Source organism: Nocardiopsis ganjiahuensis DSM 45031, from assembly GCF_000341085.1.
GTDB classification, from domain to species: domain Bacteria; phylum Actinomycetota; class Actinomycetes; order Streptosporangiales; family Streptosporangiaceae; genus Nocardiopsis; species Nocardiopsis ganjiahuensis.
Genome location: NZ_ANBA01000014.1, coordinates 178,359 through 201,005, shown reverse-complemented (window position 1 = coordinate 201,005; position 22,647 = coordinate 178,359). Strand labels below are relative to the sequence as shown.

The window sequence follows — 22,647 nt, the reverse complement described above, 5'->3', positions numbered from 1 at the left end:
AGAAGGGCCCCGCCCACCGGATTCCTCCGGCGGGCGGGGCCCTTCCCCGCGTCAGACCCACGGGGATGTGGGACCGAGCGCTGTGTTACTCAGCCATGCCCGGACGACGGCTGCCGGCCCACAGGGCCAGAGCGCCGATACCGGTCACGACGGCGCCGCCGAGCACGAAGCCCGACATGTCGACACCGGTGGCCGCGAGGTTCTCGCTGCCGGCGGCACTGCCACCAGAGCTGCCGCCAGAGCTGCCGCCGGTGGCCGGAGCCGGGGCGGAGCTACCGGGGGCAGAGGTACCGGGGGCGCTGTCACCAGGGGTCTGGTTGTCGTCGCCCGGGTTGCTGCCCTCGTCCGGGTTGCCGGGGTCGCCCGGGTTACCGGGGTTACCGGGGTCGCCCGGGTCTCCGGGGTCACCAGGATCGCCGGGGTCACCGGGGTCACCCGGGTCGCCCGGGTCACCAGGATCGCCGGGGTCACCAGGATCGCCCGGGTCTCCCGGGTCACCGGGATCGCCAGGGTCGCCGGGGTCACCCGGGTCGCCGGGGTCCTCGCCGTCACCGGGGTCCGGCGGGTCCACCGGGTCCGGCGGGTCAACCGGGGCCGGCGGCTCCTCCGGCACAGGGCTCTCGCCCTCGTCCCCGTCCGGAATGTCGAACGTGATGACGCTCTCGAGGGTCTCCACGACCGGCTCGAGGTCGATCACCGGGGCCTGAACCGTCTCCTCGGTCGCCTCGGGGGCGGTCTGGTCCACGGTCTCGGCAGCGAACACCGGGCCGACAGAGAAACCGGCCATGAACAGGCTGGCCGCGGTGACGGTGAGTACCCGTTTTTTGGGGGTCATCCCACTCCTTTCCTTCACTTGTGTACTGATCTACTCAGGGGGGATGGCATACAGGTGGCCGTCGTGCACCACCACCGCGCGGTCGCCGAGAAGGCCGCGCGGAGTCTGTGCGTCCTCGGGAACCTCGGTGGGCTCCCCGGAGGCGTCCAGCGCCACCCGGGTCCCGTCCAGTTCTCCGAAGACCTGGTCGCCGACCGTGATCTCGGGGATGAAGCCCGGGACGACGGTGGTCTCGCCGGAGGCGGGGTCGAACAGCACCGGACCGTAGGCGACCTGTTCGACGCCGATGGGCGCGGAGAGGTGTCCGACGTCCTCCAGCGCGTCCTCCTCGATCGCGGCGGAACCGAGCACGGAACCGTCCTCGCGGTCGTGGAAGGCCAGGATCGAGCCGTCGCCCTGGAGCGGCTCCCAGCGGATGATGACGTACTCCCGCAGGGCGGTGAGCACGGCCTCCATCTCACCTGCCTCGCTGGGGCGCGCGGCGTGGACCTGTTCGGTGTCACCATCGGTGTCCACCCAGTTCCAGGGGCCGGTGACGACGGCGGTCAGGGCACGGTCGTTCACGGCGAGCATCGGAACCGAGCTTCCGGGGGCGTCGAACTCCTCGAGCTCGCCGTCGATCGGCAGGTAGGAGGCGTCGTCGTCACGGATCAGAACCGAATCACCGGCGTACCGGGCGGAGCCGGCCTCGGGGAGTTCGACGCTGGTGGCCGAGCCGCCCGACTCGGGCCAGAACCACAGGGTCTCGGCGGTCTCCATCACGATGGTGCTCTCGCCGCCGTACTCCACGAAGCGGGGCGCGCCGAGCCCGGAGGCCGCTTCGAAGGGCAGGTCCACCGACCATTGACGCGAACCGTCGGCGTCGATCAGGTTGAGGCGCTCCTCGGGGTCGACGTAGGCCAGGGCCGAACCGTCACGGCTGATCCCGGGCTGGGACTCGGGGGCGAGCTCCTCGGTGAGGTCGACGACCGGCTCGAACCCCGGCGGGGCCGAGTACTCCAGGAGCACGGAGTTGTCCTCGGGCTCATCCTCCCCGGAGGCGTCGGAGGTGCCCGGGAGGAATCGGGTGACGACCACGCCGCCTCCGATGACGAGCAGCAGGGCGAGCACGGCGGCTCCGCCCATCACCAGCTTCCTGCCGAGGCTCCCCTGCCCTTGGGCCACCGGGGCGGGCCCTTGCACGGGCGCCGGGGGGCGGTCCGGCACGCTCTGCTCCGCGGCCTGCACGACACCGTCGGGGGTCGCGACCAGACGCCAGTAACCGTTGGCGTCCCGGGCGTCGACGAGCACCGGCTGGCCGATACGGGCGGCGTAGCCGGTGGCGACGTCCAGCGCCGCACGCCTGGTGTCCTTGGGGGCGAGCCCGGTCACCACCTGGCGGTGCCCCTCGATGACGATCTCGGCGCTGCGTTCATCGGGAGCGATGACGATGACGGCGGTGGGCCGGGAGTACCCCGGACGGGACGCCCGGCTCATGGTGCCTCCGAAGGCATGGGGAACGTGAACCTGTTCGTGTACGGGAGCAGGGGAAGGTCAGCGGTGACGAGGTGCCGTGGCTCGGCGGGGTGACCGAGCAGGGGGTATCGGCACACGGGTAGCCATTGCTGCACGTGATGATACTGATCGTTCCAGAGGGTGTTCACTCCGTGCCTCCACCCGGGAATCGGACACCGGTCGTGCTTCTTCCACTCGGGTTCTCACTTCGCCTGCACTGACCTGCTGTGACTTCAGAACCCCTGCCACGGACCGGATCCAACTCACTCCACCGACCCTGGAGTGGACACTCCAGAAGGCGACGAGGTTCACGCCGAAAATGGCCGGATCCGGCCACACGGAGTTCCACGAGGCTCACCGGTTCACCCCCTGCGCACCCGTTCCGGGGCCTGCCCAGAGCTGGTCACGTCGGGTGAGCCGGAGGTAACGGCCCTTGTCGAACATTTTGGGCAGTGCGTCCAGGGCCGTCCCATCGGGTTCCAGCACCAGGTGCACGGACTCCCCCGTGTTCGGAGACAGGTGCAACGGCGGACTGCCGTACCCGTGGATCCAGCCCTGGACCACGTGTGGACCGGCTGTCAGACCGACCAGCAGGGTCTCCCCCGCCCCCACCGTTCCGACCCGGGCACCGTCCATGTGAACGCGGTAGTCCACCAGCATGTCGCGGTAGAGACCCGTCGGGCGGTGCACGTAGACGGGAATCCACCCCTCCGGAAGCGGCGTTCCCGGAAGCAGTCCGACCAGCTTCGGAGTGGCCTCGGACGGAGGGGAATCGGCTTCGTTCCGCTCCCGGTGCTGAGCCACGAGCGCCATCACGAGACCGCCCACCCCGGCCAGCAGCGGCAGGACCAGAGCCCACTGTCCGGTCAGCACCGTCGCGACGGCGGCAACCGGCAGGCCGAACGCCGACATGATCAGGTTGGCGTCGGCCATCCTCTCGAAGGGGTTGGCTGCCCCTCTGGACCTGCGTCTCTCCGACGGGGTCAGGTCCAAGAACGCGTAGAGACAGGACATCGCGGTCGCGGCCAACAGCCCCACCGCCATCCACAGGCCCGCCATGAAGGGCACCTGGCCTCCGAAGAGATGAATCTGCGCCGCGGTGAGGATCACCGCCAGCGAGGCGAGCGAGGGAAAGTTCGCCATCATGTGCGAGGTCCTCATGCGGCTTCCTCTTCCTCGGGCTGTCGGACGCGTTCCCGGAAGTAGGCGTGGGTGGTGAGGAAGGCGAGGACGAGCGCCGACGCGGGGAACAGGGCGAAGGGCCAGAACGACGGGACCAGCTGAGGCTCGACCAGGACCACCGTGCTGGGCATGACCGAGACCGGGACCGTGAACCAGGCCAGCCAGGTGAAGACGCCGTTGACCATCGGGGGTCGGGCCGATCCGCTGAAGCGTGGCGGTAGAGCCGGCTCAGCCGTTTGGAGGGCGAGGGCGGCCAGCACGGCCACCAGGAACAGGAGGATCAGAGTGGAGCCGGGGCGGACCCCGGGCAGGTGCCCGGTGTGGAGCAGATAGAAGAGCATGTGGCTCAGGAAGGTGGTCATCAGGGCGGCCGTGCCGAAGCGCTGGGAGGCGGTGACCGGATAGCGCCGGGGCTCCTTCGGGGCCGGGCCGCGATCGGGTTCGTCCGGGACCCGGCGGAGGTGGCCCCGGACGCCCAGGAAGGCGAGGGCCAGCCCGGTGAGGGGCAGCAGGAGGAGCGGCCACAGCCGCGGGTGGGGGTGCAGCTCGGAGACGATCAGCAGCAAAGACGTCAACGCCACCGGACACGGCAGCCAGACGAAGATCCTGGTGTGGGCCGGCGGCGCGGGCTCGCCGGGGCGCCGGGGCAGAGCGGCGAGGAAGAGCACCGCCAGGACGACGAGTGTCAGGCCCAGGAAGGCCAGGGGGAATCCTCCGCGCAGGGGGTGGCCCACGGTCAGGGTGTTCCACAGCAGGAAACCGAGGCAGGAAGCCATGAGGGAGCAGGAACCGAGGAGGACCGGTGGGTGGAGCGGGGGCCCGCTGGGGGATCGCACGAGGGCCTTTCAGGAGGGAGGTCCGGGACCGGGGCGGCGGGTTCGCGGCTTCCCGCCGGACATCGTGAAAATACCGGCAAACCCGGTGCCGTGGGCTCCCTGGCCGTTTGTGGTCAGCGGCCGTTGAGGGTCTCGATGACCGCCTTCTCCCGGCGCTGGGCCATCCGATCGGCGCGTTCGAAGTGACGGTTGGCGAGCTCGGCGCGGGCCGCGGCTGTGCGCCTGGTGGGCCACAGGGCATCGATCTCGGAGTTGAGCGACGAACCCACGAGAACGGCGATCGCCATGACGTACAGCCAGGCCAGGATGGCGATCGGCGCCGCGAGGGAACCGTAGATGGTCACCTGCCCGAAGGAGGCGTCCAGGTAGGCGCGCAGCCCCGCGGAACCGGTGAGGAGCACCAGGGTGGCCAGGACCGCTCCCGGCAGGTGGCGCCAGAGCGGGGTGCGCACGGGCACGCTGAGCGCGTACAGGAGGGTGACCGCGGCGATGACGAGCAGGCCCACGAGCGGCCAGTAGAAGAGGTTGAGGCGGCCCACGGTGAGCGGCAGCAGTTCGTGGATGATGTCGGGCCCGGCCACCATGACCGGCAGCACCAGGACCGCGAACAGCAGGCCGCCCAGGTAGGCGAAGAAGGCGAGGAGCCGCTGGCCCAGCCAGCCGCGCAGTTCGTCCAGGCCGTAGGAGATGGTGATGGAGCGGATGAAGACGTTCATCGCCCGGGAGCCCGACCACAGGGACACCAGGAAGGTGAACGAGAGGATTCCGCCCGGGACACCGCCGAGGAAGTCGTCCACCAGCGGTTCCACCACGCTCTCGACGGTGGCGGGGGTGAGGATGCGCGCTGCCAGGTCCAGCATCCACTCGCGGATCTCCACCACGAGGTCCTCGCCGAACACCATGGCCAGCGGCCCCAGGGCACCCAGGAGGCAGAGGAGCAGCGCGGGCAGGGAGATCAGCGCGAAGAAGGCCGACTCAGCGGCCAGGCCGACCACCCGGTCACGGGCGAAGGCCTTGACGGTACGCAGGACCAGGAGCGCCCCGTGGTGGAAAACGGGATGCCGTCGGAGCCAGGCGTCGGCCATGCGCCACAGGCCCTCCCAGAATCCCACCACAGGGAGAACGTTAGCGGTCCCGGGAGCAGCAGGCACATCCCGAGCATGACGTGACTCACATCTCGCCCGGATGGGCGCGCCTGGACAAGGGCCGGACCCGCGTGCCATTCTCGAGACATGACCGCTGTTCTTGACCCCATGCTCCGCGTGCGCCGCCACGTGGACTTTCTTCGGGTCAGCAGCGCCATCTGTTGCAGCGTCGGATAACTCCTCGCCGCCTTTATGACGCACCCGTGACACAGGGGTGCGCGCGGCTCCGGCGCTCCCCCCTTCGAACTCCCACATACGCGGATTCACCCGTATCACCAGCCACGACGACGTGCGGTGAGTACGGGTCTGCGGTGCGGGCGCCGGGACCGTGAGCACCCCGCGACCCCATCGGAGACACCCGCGATGCCTCCCTCTTCCGCGCAGCCCGGCAAGGCAGCGACGGCAGCCAAGCCACGCCGCCGCCGTGGCGAGGGCCAATGGGCCCTCGGCTACCGTGAGCCGCTGAACAAGAACGAGGAGAACAAGAAGAACGACGACGGACTCAACGTCCGCGATCGGATCGTCAACATCTACTCGAAGGCCGGTTTCGACTCGATCGACCCGGCCGACCTCCGTGGACGCTTCCGCTGGTTCGGCCTCTACACCCAGCGCGCCCCCGGCATCGACGGCGGCAAGACCGCCGTGCTGGAGCCCGAGGAGCTCGACGACCGCTACTTCATGCTGCGCGTGCGCATCGACGGCGGCCAGCTGACCGCCGCCCAGCTGCGCGCCGTCGCGGAGATCTCACGGGACTACGGGCGCGACACCGCCGACATCACCGACCGGCAGAACGTGCAGTACCACTGGATCCGGGTCGAGGACGTGCCCGCGATCTGGGACAAGCTCGAGTCGGTGGGCCTGTCCACCATGGAGGCCTGCGGCGACACCCCGCGCGTCATCCTCGGCTGCCCCCTGGCCGGTGTGGCCGAGGACGAGGTCCTGGATCCCACCGCCCAGATCGAGCAGATCTACGACGAGCACATCGGCAGCCCGCTGTACTCGAACCTGCCGCGCAAGTTCAAGTCCTCGCTGTCCGGCTGCACCGTGCACTGCGTCAACCACGAGATCAACGACGTGGCCTTCGCGGGTGTGTACAACGAGGCCGGTGAGGCCGGGTACGACCTGTACGTGGGCGGCGGCCTGTCCACCAACCCGATGTTCGCCCAGCGCCTGGGCGCTTTCGTGCGCCCCGACCAGGTGAGCGAGGTGTGGGCCGGGGTCTGCTCGATCTTCCGCGACTACGGCTTCCGCCGGCTGCGCACCCGCGCCCGGATCAAGTTCCTGATCAAGGAGTGGGGCGCTTCGAAGTTCCGCGAGGTGCTCGAGGAGGAGTACCTGGGCTACAAGCTCGCCGACGGCCCCGCCGTGGAGCTGGACCCGGGGGTGCGCCGCGACCACGTGGGCGTGCACCGCCAGCGGGACGGAAAGTTCTACGTGGGCTTCGCGCCCAAGGTGGGCCGGGTCTCGGGCAGCGCGCTGCTGCGGGTCGCCGAGATCGCCGAGGAGCACGGTTCGGACCGCATCCGCACCACCGCCGACCAGAAGCTGGTCGTCCTCGACATCGAGGAGGACCTGGTCCCCTCGATCACGGCGGCACTGGAGGCGGAGGACTTCCAGGTCAATCCGAGTGTGTTCCGCCGCCAGACCATGGCCTGCACCGGCATCGAGTTCTGCAAGCTGGCGATCGTGGAGACCAAGGGCCGCGCCGCGACCCTCATCGACGAGCTGGAGAAGCGCCTCCCCGACTTCGAGGAGCCGCTGACCATCAACGTCAACGGCTGCCCGAACTCCTGCGCGCGCATCCAGGTCGCCGACATCGGCCTCAAGGGCCAGCTGATGCTGGACGACCGCGGCGAGCAGGTGGAGGGCTACCAGATCCACCTGGGCGGCGGGATGGGTCTGACGCAGGCCTTCGGCAAGAAGATCCGCGGGTTGAAGACCACCGCCGAGGATCTTCCCGACTACGTCGAGCGGCTGCTGCGGCGCTTCCAGGAGCAGAAGCAGGACGGCGAGAACTTCGCCGCCTGGGTCGGCCGCGCCGACGACGCCGATCTCAAGTGACCAGCTGAACCCGACCCGCCCCAACACCCCGACCCAGGGTCTGTTGGGCCCGCCCGGCCTCCCACGGGGGGCCGGGCCCCGACCGGAAGGAAGAGGTGCGCCATGTCCGAAAGGGCCGCGCCTTACTACTGCCCCTACTGCGGCGACGAGGACCTGATGCCCGAGGAGGGCGCAGCCGTCAAGGGCGAGGGCTACCCCTGGGCCTGCCTGTCGTGCGCCCGGGTGTTCCGGGTCAAGTACGTGGGCCTGCGCTCCGCCTCGTTCTCCGCGGGCGGTGCCCCCTCCAGACCGACGGAAGGCAACGAATGAACGCCACGATCACCCAGACCGGCGGCCCCGAGCTGGCCGAGCGGGCCGCACTGGAACTGGAGGAGGCCTCGGCCCAGGAGATCATCGCCTGGGCCGCCGAGACCTTCGGTTCCGAGCTGTGCATGACCTCCTCCATGGCGGACGCGCTCATGGTGGACCTCGCCTCGAAGACCGCGCCGGGGATCGACGTGATCTTCCTCGACACCGGCTACCACTTCCCCGAGACCATCGGCACCCGCGACGCCGTGGCCTCCGTCTACGACATCAACCTGATCAACGTGGAACCGAGGCGGACCGTGGCCGAGCAGGACCTGGCCCTGGGTCCGCGGCTGCACGGGCGCGACCCCGGCATCTGCTGCCACCTGCGCAAGGTGGAGCCCCTCCAGCGGGCGCTGGAGCCGTACTCGGCGTGGCTGACCGGGCTGCGCCGCGAGGACTCGGTGACCCGGCGCGACACCCCGGTCGTGCAGTGGGACCGGCGGAGGCGGATGACCAAGATCAACCCGATCGCCCGGTGGACCCAGGAGGAGGTGGACACCTACATGGCCGAGCACGGCGTGATCGTGAACCCGCTCCAGTACGACGGCTACCCCTCGATCGGTTGCGAGCCGTGCACGCGCCGTGTCGCGCCGGGAGAGGACCCCCGCAGCGGCCGCTGGGCGGGCAGCGGCAAGACCGAGTGCGGCATCCACACATGAGCGCCGTGAACGCGGACGGACGGGGGCCGGTGCGGTCCCCGTCGGTTCGGCTGCTGGCGGTGGCGCACGGGAGCAGGGACCCGAGGTCGGCGGAGGCGGTCTCGGCGGTCTTCGAACGGGTGCGCGCGCTGCGCCCCGGACTGGACGTGCGGCTGTCCTACCTGGACCACGTCGCGCCCGGCGCCGAGGACGCCCTGGACGAACTGGCCGCGGGCGGTGCCGGTGAGGTCGTGGTGCTGCCCACCCTGCTGACGGCCGCGTTCCACAGCAAGGTGGACCTGCCCGCGGTGCTCGCGCGGGCGCGCGAGCGCAGCCCTTGGCTGCGGGTGCACTACGCCGACCCCCTGGGCCCGCACCCGCTGCTGCTGGACGCGGTGGAGCGGCGCCTGGCCGAGGCCGGCGCGCAGGCCGGCCCGGAGACCGCTCTGGTACTGGCCTCGGCGGGGTCCAGCGACGCCGAGGCCAACGCGGTCGTCGAGTCGTTGGCGGGGGAACTGGCCGAGCGGGGACCGTGGGGCGAGGTCGTGGCGGCCTACGCCTCGGCTGCGAAGCCGGCCCCGGGCGACGCGGTGCGGTCCCTGCTGGAGCGCGGCCACGCGCGGGTGGCGGTCAGCGGCTACCTGCTGGCGCCCGGGTTCTTCTCCGACCGGGTCCGCGACCAGGCGCTGGCGGCGGGCGCCTCGGTGGTCGCCGACGCGCTCGGGGACGTGCCCGAACTCGCCCGCGTGGTCCTGGAACGCTACGACGCGGCGGTCGCGGCCCGGCACGCCACCGTATAGAGGACGACAGAACACGGAGAGGCGGCCCTCCCCCGGGGCCGCCTCTCCGTGTGTCCGGACCCGGGTTCTCGACGGCACAGAAGGTTTGACGGCACGGAGGGCAAGCAATAAAATTGAGCGCACTCGCATCAAGTCATTGGCTCTGAAGTAGACAGGTGGAGGTGACGACGGTGATGTTGATGCGCAACGAACACTTCCGAGAATTCGACCGGATCGCCCAGCGGCTCATGGAGAGCAGCCGCCCGGCAGCGATGGCGATGGACGCCTACCGCGAGGGCGACGACTTCGTGATCCACTTCGATCTGCCCGGCGTCAGCCACGAGAGCATCGACCTGGAGGTCGAGCGCAACGTGCTGACGGTGCGGGCCGAGCGGGCGGGCCTGCGGAAGGAGGACCTGGAGCTGCTGGTCAACGAGCGCCAGACCGGGACCTTCACCCGACAGGTGTTCCTCGGCGACACCCTGGACACCGAGCAGATCCGGGCCAACTACGCCGACGGGGTCCTCACTCTGCGCATCCCCGTGGCGGAGCAGTCCAAGGCCCGCAAGATCACGGTCGACCACAGCGCCCCCGGGCAGGACCGGACCGTCCTCCCCGAACAGGAGAAGAGCGCGATCAGGTCCTGACCCGTCACCTTCCGGGCGCCCCGCGCGGGGCGCCCTTCCTCATGCCCGGGGGCGGATCACGCGTCCCGGGCGGGCCGCGGCGGGGCGCGCCCGGGCCGGCGGCCTCACCACTCGCGGGTGCCGACGAGCTCCTCGGGGTCGGCGTCACCGAACCCGTGGGCGGTGGCCACAGCCTGGAAGGCGCCGCCGATGTCGTCCCGGGCCACGGTCTCGATCTCGCTGCCCGCGGCGTCGAACTCCTCTTCCAGGGCGTTGAACTCCTCGGTGGCCGCGTGCGTGAGGACGTACAGCGCGGTGAGGTCGGCGGGGCGTTCGGCCTCGATGCGTGCGCTCAGCCGCAGCAGGACCTCCCTGCCCCTGGCCACGAGGTGGTCGGGGAAGTAGGGGTCGGCGGACATCTCCCGGAGCAGGGAGCGCTCGTCCAGCTCGGCGGGTTTGGCGGTGTCACGGCTCATACGGGTCTCCCTGGCTCCGTGGGGCGGGTGTTCGGGGCCAGTCTGGCGTGCGGTGACGACATTCCGCCGCGCCCGGGCCGGGGCGCGGGGGCCTGTGGTCGGTAGGTTCGACGTATTGGCGACGACGCGACGGGGAGTGCGCGATGACCGAGCAGGGCGGGATCAGGGACATGCTGCGGGGGCTCCGGGTGTTCGCGGGGCCGTTGGCGACGTTCGACCCGGCGACGGCGCCGGAGGACCCGGTGGGCCTGTTCGTGGAGTGGTTGGGCGAGGCCGTCGAGGCCGGGGTGCCCGAGCCGCACGCGATGACGGTGGCGACGGCGGACGCCGACGGCACGCCCTCGGCGCGCGTGCTCATCCTCAAGGACCTCACCCCCGAGGGCTGGTCGTTCGCGACCACCACGACATCGGTGAAGGGGCTGGAGCTCGCGGTCAACCCCCGGGCGGCGCTGCTGTTCTTCTGGGGGCCGCAGGGCCGTCAGGTGCGGCTGCGGGGTCCGGTCGAGCTGGCCGGCCCCGAGGAGCGCGCCGCCGACTTCACCGCGCGTCCCCTGGAGGGGCGGGTGGCCGGACTGCACGGGCGGCAGAGCCAGCCGCTGGACAGCCTGGAGAGCGTCCACGCCACGGCCGAGGAGAGCCGGGCCAGGCTGGAGGCCGAGCCCGACCTGGTCCCCGACAACTGGGGCCTGTACCGGTTGGCCCCCACCGAGATCGAGTTCTGGCAGGGCGACCCCGACCGGAGGCACACCCGGCTGCGGTACCGCCGCAAGGACACCACCGCGGTCTGGGAGCGCGAGCTCCTGTGGCCCTGATCCCCCGGCCCCCGGACGTCCCGCGGCCCTGACCCGGAACCACCCCTGAACAGGCGTTCGGGCCCCGGCGGGTGCTGCGCCGGGACCCCGAACCCGGCTCGGTTCGACGGCGGCACAGGGATAGGATTCCCGCACCCGACAGCCGCCCGACCGGGCCGCCGACACACGCCCCCGACCCAGGAACGGATCCGGTATGCCCGCCACACACGAGGTGTTCAACCAGGCCACTCCGCTCGGTGACTACAGCGCCGCCGACGACCCCGCCCTCCTGGAGGGCCTGCGCCGAGAGGGCGCGGGCTGGGCCGAGGCCGACGTGCGCGAGATCGGTGACGCCGCGGGCTCCGAGCGGGTGCGCGCCTGGGGTGAGTCCGCGAACACCTACCCGCCGGTCCTGCGCACCCACGACCGCTACGGCCACCGCATCGACGAGGTCGACTTCCAGCCCGCCTACCACGTGCTCATGGACCAGGCCGTGGAGCACGGTCTGCACGCCGCGCCCTGGGCCGACGGGCGCGAGGGCGCCCACGTGGCCCGAGCGGCCAAGTTCTTCCTGTGGGGGCAGGCGGAGAGCGGGCACGGCTGCCCGATCTCGATGACCTACGCGGCCGTCCCGGCGCTGCGCCACTCCCCCGGGCTGGCCGAGCAGTACGAACCGCTGCTGACCGCGCGCACCTACGACTTCGGCCTGCGGGCGCCGCTGACCAAGCGCGGGCTCATCGCGGGCATGTCGATGACCGAGAAGCAGGGCGGTTCGGACGTGCGCGCCAACACCACGCGCGCCGTGCCCACCGCCGAGGGCCACTACCTGCTGACCGGCCACAAGTGGTTCACCTCCGCCCCGATGAGCGACCTCTTCCTGACCCTGGCGCAGGCGCCCGAGGGCCTGACCTGCTTCCTGGTGCCACGGGTCCTGCCCGACGGAAGCCGCAACCGGCTGTTCGTCCAGCGGCTCAAGGACAAGCTCGGCAACAGGTCCAACGCCTCCGCCGAGCTGGAGTACGACGGTGCCGTCGCGCACCTGGTCGGCGAGCCGGGCCGGGGCGTGCCCACCATCATCGAGATGGTCAACAGCACCCGTCTGGACTGCGTGATCGGCTCCGCCTCGGGCATGCGCGCCGCCGTGGTGCACGCGCTCAACCACGCCGGCTCCCGGAGCGCGTTCGGCAAGCCGCTCGTGGAGCAGCCGCTGATGCGCAACGTCCTGGCCGACCTCGCGCTGGAGTCGGAGGCGGCCACAGCGCTCATGACGCGTCTGGCGGGGGCCGTGGACCGCTCGGTGCGCGGTGACGAGGGTGAGACCGCGTTCCGCCGCCTGGGTGTGGCCGTGGGCAAGTTCTGGGTGACCAAGCGCCAGTCCGTGCACGCCGCGGAGGCCCTGGAGTGCCTGGGCGGCAACGGGTACGTCGAGGAGTCGGGCATGCCCCGCCTGTTCCGCGACTCCCCGCTCAACTCCATCTGGGAGGGTTCGGGCAACGTCGCGGCGCTGGACGTGCTGCGGGCGATGGCGAAGTCCCCGGAGTCGGTGGAGGCCTTCATGGCCGAGCTGAACACGGCGGCGGGCTCGGACGACCACTTCGACGCGGCCCTGAAGCGGCTGGGGCAGACCCTGGGAGACCCGGACGAGATCCAGTACCGGGCCCGGTCGGTGGTGGAGCTGATGGCGCTGGCCCTGCAGGCGTCGGTACTGCTGCGCTACGCCCCGACCCCGGTGGCGGAGGCCTTCACCGCGTCGCGGTTGGGCGGTGAGTGGGGGAACGTGTTCGGGACCCTGCCCCGGGGCGTGGACACCCAGCTGATCCTGGACCGGGCCCGGCCCCGCGGATAGAATCGCCCTTTCCGCGCCATATCCAAACAACACCCCTATCCCTGGCGATAACAACATCAAAAACCCCCGCGAACTCGACCGATGAATGATCATCGGTCCAGTTCGGCATACTTCCGCTGCCTTAGCGGAAGAAAGAAGTCGTCACCAACACCAACGCCCGGCAGGGCCCCGACACCAAGAGACTGACGACGCCCATGGTGGAAGTCTGGCCAGGTAGTTCCTATCCGCTCGGTGCGACCTACGACGGGTCCGGCACCAATTTCTCCCTCTTCTCGGAGGCGGCCGAACAGGTGGATCTGTGCCTGTTCGACGACGACGGCAAGGAGACCCGAATACCGCTGACCGAATACGACGGTTTCGTCTGGCACGGATACCTTCCCGGGATCGGCCCGGGGCAACAGTACGGGTATCGCGTGCACGGACCCTACGCACCCGAACACGGGCTGCGCTGCAATCCGAACAAACTGCTCACCGACCCCTACGCGAAGGCGCTCAACGGCGACCTCACCTGGCACGAATCGCTCTTCAGCTACCACTTCGCCGACCCGGACCGCAAGAACACGGCCGACAGCGCGAAGTACGTGCCCAAGTGCGTGGTGGTCAGTCCCTTCTTCGACTGGGGAAACGAGTCCAGGCCCCGCACCCCGTACCACCAGACGGTGATCTACGAGACGCACGTGCGCGGCCTGACCATGCGCCATCCGGACATCCCCGAACACCAGAGAGGCACCTACTCGGGGCTGGCCCACCCGGTGATGATCGACTACCTCACCTCGCTGGGGGTGACGGCGGTCGAGCTGATGCCGGTCCACCACTTCGTGCCCGAACACGCGATGGTCGCGCGGGGGCTGACCAACTACTGGGGGTACAACACCCTGGCCTTCCTGGCCCCGCACAGCGGGTACGCCGCGCGCGGCTCACACGGCCAGCAGGTGCAGGAGTTCAAGGCGATGGTGAAGTCGCTGCACGAGGCGGGCATCGAGGTGCTCCTCGACGTGGTGTACAACCACACCGCCGAGGGCGACCACATGGGCCCCACCCTGTCCTGGCGGGGCATCGACAACCTCGGCTACTACCGGGTCAGTGACGAGGACCAGCGCTACTACCTCGACTACACGGGCTGCGGCAACAGCCTGAACGTGCGCCACCCGCACTCGTTGCAGCTCATCATGGACTCGCTGCGGTACTGGGTCCTGGAGATGCACGTGGACGGGTTCCGCTTCGACCTCGCCTCGGCCCTGGCCCGCGAGTTCCACGACGTGGACCGGCTGAGCACGTTCTTCGACATCGTCCAGCAGGACCCGGTGATCTCCCAGGTCAAGCTGATCGCCGAACCCTGGGACGTGGGCCCGGGCGGCTACCAGGTGGGCAACTTCCCGCCGCTGTGGACCGAGTGGAACGGCAAGTACCGCGACACCGTCCGCGACTTCTGGCGGGGCGAGCCGGTCAAGGGGGAACTGGCCTCGCGGCTGGCCGGGTCCAGTGACCTGTACCAGGACGACGGGCGCCGCCCGGTGGCCTCGATCAACTTCATCACCTGCCACGACGGCTTCACCATGGCCGACCTGGTGTCCTACAACGACAAGCACAACGAGGCCAACGGCGAGGAGAACCGGGACGGCACCGATGACAACCGCTCCTGGAACCACGGGGTGGAGGGCCCCACCGAGGACCCCGCGATCCTCACCCTGCGCCGCAGGCAGGTGCGCAACTACCTGACCACCCTGTACCTGTCGCAGGGGGTGGTGATGCTCTCGCACGGCGACGAGATCGGGCGCACCCAGGGCGGGAACAACAACGCCTACTGCCAGGACAACGAGATCGCCTGGATCGACTGGGAGGGCGCGGGGCTCATCGGCGAGTACCCGGGCAACGACCTCCTGGACTACGTGCGCGAACTGGCCCGGCTGCGGCGCGAGCACCCGGTCTTCCGGCGCCGCCGCTTCTTCCGCGGCAGCCCGGTGGAGAGCGGGTCGGGGAGCTGGAAGGCCCCGGAGAACGGGCTGCCCGACATCTCGTGGCTGCGCCCGGACGGGTCGACCATGGAGGGCGACGACTGGAGCACCGGTGAGCGGGCACTGGGGGTGTTCCTCAACGGGGACGCCATCACCGAACCCGACTCACGCGGCCGCCGCATCCGCGACAGCTCCTTCGTGCTGCTGCTCAACAGCGGGCCCGAGTCGGTGGAGTTCAAGCTTCCCGGCACCGAGTACGGCATGGCCTGGGAGACCGTGCTGGACACCGCCGAGCCCGACGTGGGCGGCCGGCCGTTCGTGACGGCGCGCGGCCCCGTTCGGGTGATCGACCGCGCGCTGGTGCTGCTGCGGCGCGTCTCGCACCGGCACGGCTGACCGGAGCGCCTCCGGGAGGAACACGGACACGACGGCGAGGGGCCGGGCGGACACCGCCGCGAGAGCGGCGGGCCCCCGGTCCCTCGCCGTGCGCCCGGAGGGTCCGGAGCGAACCGGGGAGCAGGCCCTAACCTGGGTGACCATGTCGAGCACACACAGCGCGGGCGCCTCCCCGGAACCGGCCCGCTTCCGCGAACTCCTGCCCGTCCCCGGCCGTACCGACGTGGACCTGGCCGAGGCCTACGCCTACCCGCCGTCCCCGGACCGGCCCTGGGTGCGCGCGAACATGGTCGCCAGCGCGGACGGCGGCGCGATCGGCCCCTCGGGACGCAGCCGCGACCTCTCCTCGGCCCCCGACCGCAGGGTCATGGGGGTGCTGCGCGGCCTGTGCGACGTCGTCGTGGTCGGTGCCGCGACCGCCCGCAAGGAGGGGTACCGGCCGGTCCGGCCGCGTGAGGTGTGGTCGGACCTGCGCGCGGGACGCCCGGCCACACCGCGGATCGCGGTGGTCTCCCGTTCCCTGGACGTGGACGAGGAGCTGCTCACCACCGCGCCCGAGGACGCGCGCACGATCGTGTTCACCGTCGCGGACGCCCCGGCCGAACGCCGGGCGTTCGTCGCCGAGCACGCCGACCTGGTGGTGGTCGACGGGGTCTCGGTCGGCCCCGAGCACATCGTGAACGCCCTGTCCGAGAAGGGTCTGTACCGGGTGCTGACCGAGGGAGGGCCGCACCTGCTGGCCGAGTTCGTGGGGGCGGGCCTGCTGGACGAGCTGTGCCTGACGGTGAGTCCGCACCTGCTGGGCGCGGGGTCGCCCCGGATCGTCACCGGCGGTCCCGGAACGCCCGGCGCCCCGGAGCACTCATCGGCCATGAGCACGCCCGTGCGGATGGCGCACCTGCTGGAGGCCGAGGGCAACCTGTTCACGCGTTACCTGAGGGAATAGGGCGTCACACGGGAAGCACCTGTAACCGCTCGGTTTCGGCCGCCCCACAATGACGCATGAACCATCCCGCAACCGGACATACCCGTTGTGTGCCACCCACTGGAAACGCTGTGACTGGACACACCGCATCGACGGGGCTCACCGGTTCGGTCCCCTGGGCGAGAGGATGAATGTAGTGCCGACGTCCGAAAACGGGTCCCCTCCGGTCTACCGGGAGATAGCCGGGGAACTACGAGGCCAGATCCGCTCCGGACGGTACGCCGACGGCGACCGCCTTCCCGGGGAGAACACCCTCATCGAGCGCTACGGCGTCGCCCGGGCGACGGCCCGGCAGGCGCTCTCCCTACTCATCAACGAGGGCCTGGCCGTGGCCGTGCGCGGTTCGGGCATCTACGTGCGGGCGTTCCGGCCCCTGCGAAGACACGGGGCCCGGCGCCTGTCCAAGGACCTGTGGGGCAACGGGCGGGCCATCTGGCAGACCGACAGCGACACCCGGGGGTACGAGGTGGAGGGGCTCGTCATCGACGAGACCGTCCCCGAGAGCCACGTCCTCCGGGCCCTGGAGTTGGAGGAGGGGGTCACGGTGGTGCGCCGCTCCCGGCGCTACCTCGTGGACGGAAGACCGGTGCAGAGCGCGGTCTCCCACCTCTCCCCGCACCTGTGGGCGGGCCGGGAGGACTCCACCGCCGCCCGACGCGTCCGGGCCCATGACAGCGGCCCCGGGGGCATCTACGCGCGCCTCGCGGAGCTCGGGCACGCCCCCGCCCACTTCACCGAGGAGATCCGCGTCAGGATGCCCACCCCCGAGGAGGCGCAGGACCTGAGCCTGTCCCCGGGGACCCCCGTGTTGGAGGTGGCCCGCACCGCCCTGACCTCGGACCACCGGCCCGTCGAGTTCAACGAGATCACCATGGACGGCTCGGCGTACGTGCTGCAGTACGACTTCGACGCCTGAGGCCGCACCCGCGCCCCCGTTCGGGACCCGCGGGAAAGGGGCGCCCCTGAGGGGCGCCCCTTTCCCGTGTTCTCTCGCTCTCGGTCCCTTCCGCTTCCTACACTCGTTCCGGCACCCGGTCGCCCGTACCCGGGCTCCCAGCGCTCAGGCGACGTCTCCGTTTGGAGGCGAAGACCAGGTACGCCAACGGCAGGAGGGTGAGTCCCACCGCCAGGGCACCGGCCGCCGCGAAGATCATGGCGTCGGACGAGGTCATCGCCCAGTGCGCCATTCCCACCCCCAGGACGAGCGCCACCGCCAGCGCGCCGACGGCGATCACCGTGACGAACACCAGCAGTTTGCGGTCGCCCCAGGGCTCCGGTCGCACGTGGTCGATACCCGCCAGGGTGGAACGGACGCTGAGCTCCGCGGCCCAGCGCAGCTCCCGGCCCACGGTGGCCGCGCCGCCGGTGACGGCGCGGGCCCGCGAACGGGCTCCCGCGGTGCTCTGGTCGATCCACCACAGTCCGTATCGAATTCTGCCCACGCGCAGAGGTCGCCTGCTCACTCCGAGTGCCTGTTGAGCTGTAACAGCCATGCCACCTGCCTCAGTGCACCTCGACCACTGACCCCTGTCTGAGCCCGTACCCGCCCGATAGGACACCGAACGTCATCGAAGGTGAAGTTAGGCGTATGTGGCTCTTAAGGATGATTTACCTGACTCGTGTGTCCAAGGGCCGTTCTTGACCCCGGGATCCCCTGTCGGCATCGGAGCGCGTTTCCAGGTAGCGTCGTCACCATGGCTGACGCAGCGGACCGGACCCCGGACAGCACGGGCGGGGCACCCAGGGAACTTCCCCGAACCGACCAGGAGTGGCGCGAGCGCCTCAACGAGCAGGAGTACGCGGTACTCCGCTTGGCGGGCACGGAACGCCCCTGGTCCGGGGCCTATGTCGACACCAAGACCACGGGCGTCTACCGTTGCCGGGGATGCGGGACCGAACTGTTCCGCTCCGACGAGAAGTTCGACTCCCACTGCGGGTGGCCGAGCTTCTTCGACCCGGCCGGCTCCGACGCCGTCACCCTGCACGAGGACTCGTCCCTCGGGATGGTGCGCACCGAAGTGCGATGCGCCACCTGCCGGTCCCACCTGGGTCACGTCTTCTACGGGGAGGGGTACGGCACCCCGACGGACGCCCGGTACTGCATCAACTCCGTCGCTCTCACCCTGGAGCCCGAAGAGTAGGTGGCATACGATCCTGGTTCCGGGTACCCGCCGTTCCGCCGGAACAGGCCGTCCCGGAACCAGCCTGCTTTCCGCCCCCGCGGGATCAGGGATAATCTCACCAGCGCACCGAAGTTCGACCCCCCGGTCGGCCGGAGGGCGCGCGCGGCGAGGGTGCCCCACCCGGTGACCGCGCACACTCGAACCAGGCCAGCGCCGGGTTCACCCCTCACAGAGGTATCCGATGTGCGGGCGACCAGACCGACCCGTGACGAAAGCGCTCGATGACCGACGACTCACCTTCCTCATCAGTCTCCCCGCGTCCCGCGGCCAGACCGCGGTTCGGTATGGCCCAGGGCTCCGCCCCGTGGCTGCTTCCGGCGCTCGGCGCCGCGGGCGCCGCCGCTCTCCTCGCCCGGCGCTCCCGGGTCGGGGCCGTGGCCGCCGCTCCGGTGATCGCCCTCGCGGCGGGGATGACCTGGTTCTTCCGGGACCCCGACCGGGGGCCCGCGACGGGACGGGTGCTGTCCGCGGCCGACGGCGTCGTACAGAGCCTCGACCCTCAGCCCGACGGGCGCATCAGGGTCGCGGTGTTCATGAACCCCCTCAACGTGCACGTCAACCGTGCCCCCCTCGCCGGTGTCGTGACCGGTGTCGAACACCGCCCGGGGGGTTTCCGCCCCGCCTTCGACAAGGACAGCGAGCGTAATGAACGCGTCATCTGGACCCTTGAAACCGAGATCGGTGAGATCACGGTCGTTCAAATCGCCGGCGCGTTGGTCCGGCGTATCGTCCCGTATCTCGCTGCGGGGCAGAAGGTCGAGCAAGGCGAGAGGATCGGCCTCATCCGGTTCGGGTCACGCGTCGACGTCTACCTTCCGGCCGGGGTCGCCCCGGCGGTGGAGATCGGCCAGAAGGTCCGCGCCGGAGAAACCCGTCTTGACGCCGGCTGAGACCGTCCCCGCCGCTGAGCGATCCGGCACCTCCGCTCCCGAAGAGGCGCCCAGGCTCCGTCTGGGTGTGGCCGACTACCTGACCCTCGGCAACGCCCTGTGCGGATTCCTCGCGGTGTGGGCGCTGGCCACGGCCCAGGCCGCGCACCTGGCCGGCGGCACCGCCGGTCCGCTGCCGAAATCGGCGATGGCCACCGCCGTGGGCCTGATGATGGTCGCGGCCGCCCTGGACGTGCTCGACGGCCGGGTCGCCCGCAAGCTGGGCGGCAGCGGCATGGGCGCCGAACTGGACAACCTCGCCGACGTGATCAGCTTCGGGTTCGCCCCGGCGTTCTTCTTCGTCGTGTGGGGCACCATCGCCGGCGGCGCCGGTGTGCTGCTGGGCGGCCCGGTGCTGCCGGTCGTGGCGGGCGGCGCCGTGCTGCTCGCGGTGATCGTCCGGCTGGCCAGGTTCTCCTGCCAGGCGCCGGACTCGAACTACTTCACCGGTCTGCCGAGCCCGTTCGGGGCCATGGCGGTGGTGACGATCGTGCTGCTGGACCCGCCGGTCCTGGCCGCGGTCGCCGCGGTGCTGCTCGTCTCCTGGCTGATGGTCAGCCGGATGGAGTACCCCAAGCCGCGGGGCAGGAGGGCCTACGTGGTGCTGGGCCTGCTCGCCCTGGGCGTGGCCTTCATCGCCGCCTGGGGCCTGGGCCTGCCCGCGGGTGAGGTCCTCGTCTACCTGATGAGCGCCCTGCTGCTGGTGACGATCCTCGCGCTCCCCTTCTACGTGATCGCCACCCGCCGCACGACGCCCCCCGTCGCGCGGCACGGCGAATAGCGGTTCCCGACCGCAGTGACGACGAGGGACGGCCCCCGCACCCGGTGCGGGGGCCGTCCCTCGTCGTGTGTGCCCCTCGCGTTCACGACGGGGGCCGCCGGCTACGGCAGGGAGGCGACCAGCTCGGCCACGCTCTTGCGCCGCCCGGTGTAGAAGGGCAGTTCCTCACGGGTGTGCAGGCGGGCCTTGGCACCGCGCAGGTGCCGCATGAGGTCCACGATGCGGTGCAGTTCGTCGGCCTCGAAGGCGAGCAGCCACTCGTAGTCGTTCAGACCGAACGAGGAGACCGTGTTGGCGCGCACGTCCGGGTACGGGGCGGCCATGCGGCCGTGCTCGGCGAGCATCGCGCGGCGCTCGTCGTCGGGCAGCAGGTACCACTCGTAGGAGCGCACGAACGGGTACACGCAGATGTTGTCCCGCGGCTCCTCGCCGGCCAGGAAGGCGGGCACGTGACCGCGGTTGAACTCGGCGGGGCGGTGCAGGCCCACGACCGACCACACCGGGGTGCTGGCGCGGCCGATCCGGGTGCGGCGGAACTCGGAGTAGATCCCCTGCACCTGCTCGGGGGTGTCGGCGACCCACCAGAACATGATGTCGGCGTCGGCCCGGAAGCCCTGGACGTCGTAGCTGCCGCGCGTGGTCACGCCCTGCTCGGCGGCCTTGTCGAGGAGCGCCTGGAGCTCCTCGGCGGCACCGTTGCGGTCCGTGTCCTCCAGGCTGTCGACCTTGAAGACCGACCACATGGTGTAGCGGATGAGTTTGTTGAGGTCGGTGCCGTCCTGGGCGACGGCCTCGTTCTGCTGCCCCGTCACGGGTTGACTCCTTGCTGGTTCGGTCCGTCGGCGCTCTGGTCGCCGCGGTCGGTGTGACAGTGGTCTGTGTGGCTGGGGGCCGTGAGGGTGTCGGCCAGGCGCCCGGCCGCGTCGGTGGCGTCGGCGACACAGGCGGGGATGCCCACTCCCCCGTAGGCGGCACCGCACACCCCCAGACCGGGGTGGCGTCCCACGGCCGACCGCACGCGCTCGACCCGGGCGGCGTGGCCGACCGCGTACTGCGGCAGCCCGTCGGCCCACCGGGTCACCCGGGTCTCGACCGGTGCCCCGCGGACTCCGGTGACGTGGGCGAGGTCGGCGAGGGCCGTCTCGGTCAGTTCCCCGTCGGAGCGACGCAGCACGCCCTCCTCGCCGAACCGGCCGATCGAGCAGCGCAGGACGACCAGGTCCTCCCCCGGGTTGACCCTATCCAGCTCCTCGGCCAGCCAGGGCCACTTGTTGCTGGAGAAAGTGGCCGCCTTGATGGTCAGCCCCTCCCCGGCCGGAACAAGGAAACCGGTTCCCGTGAGGGGTTGCGGAAAAGCGGAGGCGGGCAGGGCGAAGGTCACCAGCGCCATGCTCGCGTACTCGATCCCGCGCAGCTCCCGCGCGGCGTCGGGTTCGGTGGAGTCGAGCAGGCGCGCGGCCTCGGGCGCGGGGCAGGCGAGCAGGACGGCGTCGCAGTCGAGCGCCTCCGCCCCCTCTGCGCCCTCCAGACGCACTCTCCAGCCCTCGGGGAGCCGCTCCAGGGCCTGGACCCGGGTACCGGTGCGCAGGTCCTTCTGCCGCGCCGCGAGCGCCTCCACGAGCGAGGCGACACCGCCGCGCAGGGAGGCGAAGACGGGACCGGCCTTGGTGGGCGCTTCGCCACGGCCGCTCAGGCTCGTGTGCACGGCGCTCATCAGGGAGCGGTCCCTGCGGGCCATCGGGGCGATCTGGGGCAGGGTGGAGTCGAGGGAGAGCTCGTCCGCGCGGCCCGCGTAGACACCGCCCAGGAGGGGTTCGACCAGCCGTTCCACCACCTGGTGGCCCATGCGGGTGCCGACGTAGGCGGCCACGGGCACGTCGGAGCGGACCGGGGTGCGCGGCCAGACGAGGTCGAGGGCGGCGCGCAGGGTCCCGGCCGGGGAGAGCACACCGCTGCGGGCCAGGGCTCGCAGGTCGCCGGGGACGCCCATGAGCTGTCCCTTGGGCAGGGAGCGGACCCGGCCCCGGCTGTAGATGGCAGCGGCTCCGGGCCCGGGGTGCACCACCTGTTCGTCCAGGCCGAGTTCGGCGAAGAGGTCGAGGGCTTCGGGGCGGCGGGCGAGCACCGCCTCGGCACCGGCGTCGACGGACACACCCGCCACGGGTGAGGCTCGGAGCTTGCCGCCCGGGGCGTCGGCGGCCTCGATCACCGTGGTGGCGACCCCCCGGCCGTTGAGGCGGTGTGCGGCGGTGAGTCCGGAGACCCCGCCCCCGATCACGACGACATGCGGTGCTTCAGGCATGCCACCAGCTTTCCAGATGCCGCGGGTCACATCGATCCGCCGTCCCCGAAGCGGGACCT

General features: G+C 70.9%; 23 protein-coding genes. 14 read left to right on the top strand and 9 right to left on the bottom strand.

Translation table 11 applies throughout. From position 1 onward, the window contains the following. Positions 1 to 85 precede the first annotated feature (85 nt). The 5 genes from D458_RS37640 to D458_RS0120615 form a co-directional block, all read right to left on the bottom strand. The gene (locus D458_RS37640; protein WP_017588636.1) at positions 86 to 835 is read right to left on the bottom strand and encodes a hypothetical protein; all 750 of its coding nucleotides are present in this window, start codon (positions 833 to 835) and stop codon (positions 86 to 88) included. A 30-nt stretch (positions 836 to 865) separates the two neighbouring features. After that, positions 866 to 2,311 carry a hypothetical protein gene (locus tag D458_RS0120630; protein WP_017588635.1) on the bottom strand — a complete coding sequence of 482 codons (1,446 nt, stop codon included), beginning with the start codon at positions 2,309 to 2,311 and terminating at the stop codon, positions 866 to 868. 372 nt (positions 2,312 to 2,683) lie between these two features. Then, a complete protein-coding gene (locus D458_RS34920; protein ID WP_017588634.1) occupies positions 2,684 to 3,490 on the bottom strand; it encodes a hypothetical protein in 807 nt (268 codons plus the stop codon). After that, positions 3,487 to 4,287 carry a hypothetical protein gene (locus tag D458_RS0120620; RefSeq protein WP_239648015.1) on the bottom strand — a complete coding sequence of 267 codons (801 nt, stop codon included), beginning with the start codon at positions 4,285 to 4,287 and terminating at the stop codon, positions 3,487 to 3,489. The genes D458_RS34920 and D458_RS0120620 overlap by 4 nt, the downstream gene beginning before the upstream one ends. 173 nt (positions 4,288 to 4,460) lie before the next feature. After that, positions 4,461 to 5,462 (bottom strand): YihY/virulence factor BrkB family protein, encoded by a 1,002-nt coding sequence (locus D458_RS0120615; RefSeq protein ID WP_017588632.1) that lies wholly within the window; start codon positions 5,460 to 5,462, stop codon positions 4,461 to 4,463. Between the two features lie 117 nt (positions 5,463 to 5,579). On the opposite strand from D458_RS0120615, the gene D458_RS38190 reads away from it, so the two are divergent. The 6 genes from D458_RS38190 to D458_RS0120590 all read left to right on the top strand — a co-directional run bounded on the left by D458_RS38190 (position 5,580) and on the right by D458_RS0120590 (position 9,965). After that, a complete protein-coding gene (locus D458_RS38190; RefSeq protein WP_394296592.1) occupies positions 5,580 to 5,669 on the top strand; it encodes a putative leader peptide in 90 nt (29 codons plus the stop codon). A gap of 186 nt (positions 5,670 to 5,855) precedes the next feature. Next, on the top strand, positions 5,856 to 7,553 hold the full coding sequence (locus D458_RS0120610) for a nitrite/sulfite reductase (protein ID WP_017588631.1): 1,698 nt from the start codon (positions 5,856 to 5,858) through the stop codon (positions 7,551 to 7,553). Between the two features lie 102 nt (positions 7,554 to 7,655). Beyond that, entirely contained in the window at positions 7,656 to 7,862 is a 207-nt protein-coding gene (locus tag D458_RS0120605) for a hypothetical protein (protein ID WP_017545529.1), read from the top strand. Further along, positions 7,859 to 8,560, top strand: a complete 702-nt coding sequence (locus tag D458_RS0120600) for a phosphoadenylyl-sulfate reductase (protein ID WP_017588630.1) — start codon at positions 7,859 to 7,861, stop codon at positions 8,558 to 8,560. The genes D458_RS0120605 and D458_RS0120600 overlap by 4 nt, the downstream gene beginning before the upstream one ends. After that, the gene (locus tag D458_RS0120595) at positions 8,557 to 9,339 is read left to right on the top strand and encodes a sirohydrochlorin chelatase (protein ID WP_017588629.1); all 783 of its coding nucleotides are present in this window, start codon (positions 8,557 to 8,559) and stop codon (positions 9,337 to 9,339) included. Before D458_RS0120600 ends, D458_RS0120595 begins: the two co-directional genes overlap by 4 nt. 173 nt (positions 9,340 to 9,512) lie before the next feature. Then, complete coding sequence (locus tag D458_RS0120590; protein ID WP_040702631.1) at positions 9,513 to 9,965, top strand: Hsp20/alpha crystallin family protein; 453 nt, start codon at positions 9,513 to 9,515, stop codon at positions 9,963 to 9,965. 104 nt (positions 9,966 to 10,069) lie between these two features. Here D458_RS0120590 and D458_RS0120585 read toward each other — a convergent pair whose 3' ends face one another. Continuing rightward, entirely contained in the window at positions 10,070 to 10,420 is a 351-nt protein-coding gene (locus D458_RS0120585; RefSeq protein WP_017588627.1) for a DUF5713 family protein, read from the bottom strand. 143 nt (positions 10,421 to 10,563) lie between these two features. On the opposite strand from D458_RS0120585, the gene D458_RS0120580 reads away from it, so the two are divergent. The 5 genes from D458_RS0120580 (at position 10,564) to D458_RS0120560 (ending at position 17,309) form a co-directional block, all read left to right on the top strand. Continuing rightward, complete coding sequence (locus D458_RS0120580; RefSeq protein WP_017588626.1) at positions 10,564 to 11,232, top strand: pyridoxal 5'-phosphate synthase; 669 nt, start codon at positions 10,564 to 10,566, stop codon at positions 11,230 to 11,232. A gap of 193 nt (positions 11,233 to 11,425) precedes the next feature. Beyond that, complete coding sequence (locus tag D458_RS0120575; RefSeq protein ID WP_017588625.1) at positions 11,426 to 13,057, top strand: acyl-CoA dehydrogenase family protein; 1,632 nt, start codon at positions 11,426 to 11,428, stop codon at positions 13,055 to 13,057. 194 nt (positions 13,058 to 13,251) lie between these two features. Further along, a complete protein-coding gene (gene glgX, locus D458_RS0120570) occupies positions 13,252 to 15,408 on the top strand; it encodes a glycogen debranching protein GlgX (protein ID WP_017588624.1) in 2,157 nt (718 codons plus the stop codon). A 142-nt stretch (positions 15,409 to 15,550) separates the two neighbouring features. Then, positions 15,551 to 16,354 carry a pyrimidine reductase family protein gene (locus tag D458_RS0120565; RefSeq protein WP_017588623.1) on the top strand — a complete coding sequence of 268 codons (804 nt, stop codon included), beginning with the start codon at positions 15,551 to 15,553 and terminating at the stop codon, positions 16,352 to 16,354. 166 nt (positions 16,355 to 16,520) lie between these two features. Continuing rightward, positions 16,521 to 17,309 (top strand): GntR family transcriptional regulator, encoded by a 789-nt coding sequence (locus D458_RS0120560; RefSeq protein ID WP_040702629.1) that lies wholly within the window; start codon positions 16,521 to 16,523, stop codon positions 17,307 to 17,309. 97 nt (positions 17,310 to 17,406) lie between these two features. Here D458_RS0120560 and D458_RS33805 read toward each other — a convergent pair whose 3' ends face one another. Next, positions 17,407 to 17,835, bottom strand: a complete 429-nt coding sequence (locus D458_RS33805; protein WP_017588621.1) for a hypothetical protein — start codon at positions 17,833 to 17,835, stop codon at positions 17,407 to 17,409. Positions 17,836 to 18,087: 252 nt separating this feature from the next. Here D458_RS33805 and msrB point away from each other — a divergent pair, with 252 nt between their 5' ends. The 3 genes from msrB to D458_RS0120540 all read left to right on the top strand — a co-directional run bounded on the left by msrB (position 18,088) and on the right by D458_RS0120540 (position 20,286). Then, entirely contained in the window at positions 18,088 to 18,534 is a 447-nt protein-coding gene (gene msrB / locus D458_RS0120550; protein WP_017588620.1) for a peptide-methionine (R)-S-oxide reductase MsrB, read from the top strand. 263 nt (positions 18,535 to 18,797) lie between these two features. After that, positions 18,798 to 19,466 (top strand): phosphatidylserine decarboxylase, encoded by a 669-nt coding sequence (locus tag D458_RS0120545; RefSeq protein WP_026119523.1) that lies wholly within the window; start codon positions 18,798 to 18,800, stop codon positions 19,464 to 19,466. Then, complete coding sequence (locus D458_RS0120540) at positions 19,453 to 20,286, top strand: CDP-alcohol phosphatidyltransferase family protein (RefSeq protein ID WP_017588618.1); 834 nt, start codon at positions 19,453 to 19,455, stop codon at positions 20,284 to 20,286. Before D458_RS0120545 ends, D458_RS0120540 begins: the two co-directional genes overlap by 14 nt. 101 nt (positions 20,287 to 20,387) lie before the next feature. Here D458_RS0120540 and hemQ read toward each other — a convergent pair whose 3' ends face one another. Together hemQ and hemG are read right to left on the bottom strand one after the other, a co-directional pair. Then, positions 20,388 to 21,098: a hydrogen peroxide-dependent heme synthase gene (gene hemQ / locus D458_RS0120535; RefSeq protein WP_017588617.1), complete on the bottom strand. Its 711-nt coding sequence runs from the start codon at positions 21,096 to 21,098 to the stop codon at positions 20,388 to 20,390. After that, a complete protein-coding gene (hemG, locus tag D458_RS0120530) occupies positions 21,095 to 22,588 on the bottom strand; it encodes a protoporphyrinogen oxidase (RefSeq protein WP_026119522.1) in 1,494 nt (497 codons plus the stop codon). Before hemG ends, hemQ begins: the two co-directional genes overlap by 4 nt. Positions 22,589 to 22,647: the final 59 nt, after the last annotated feature.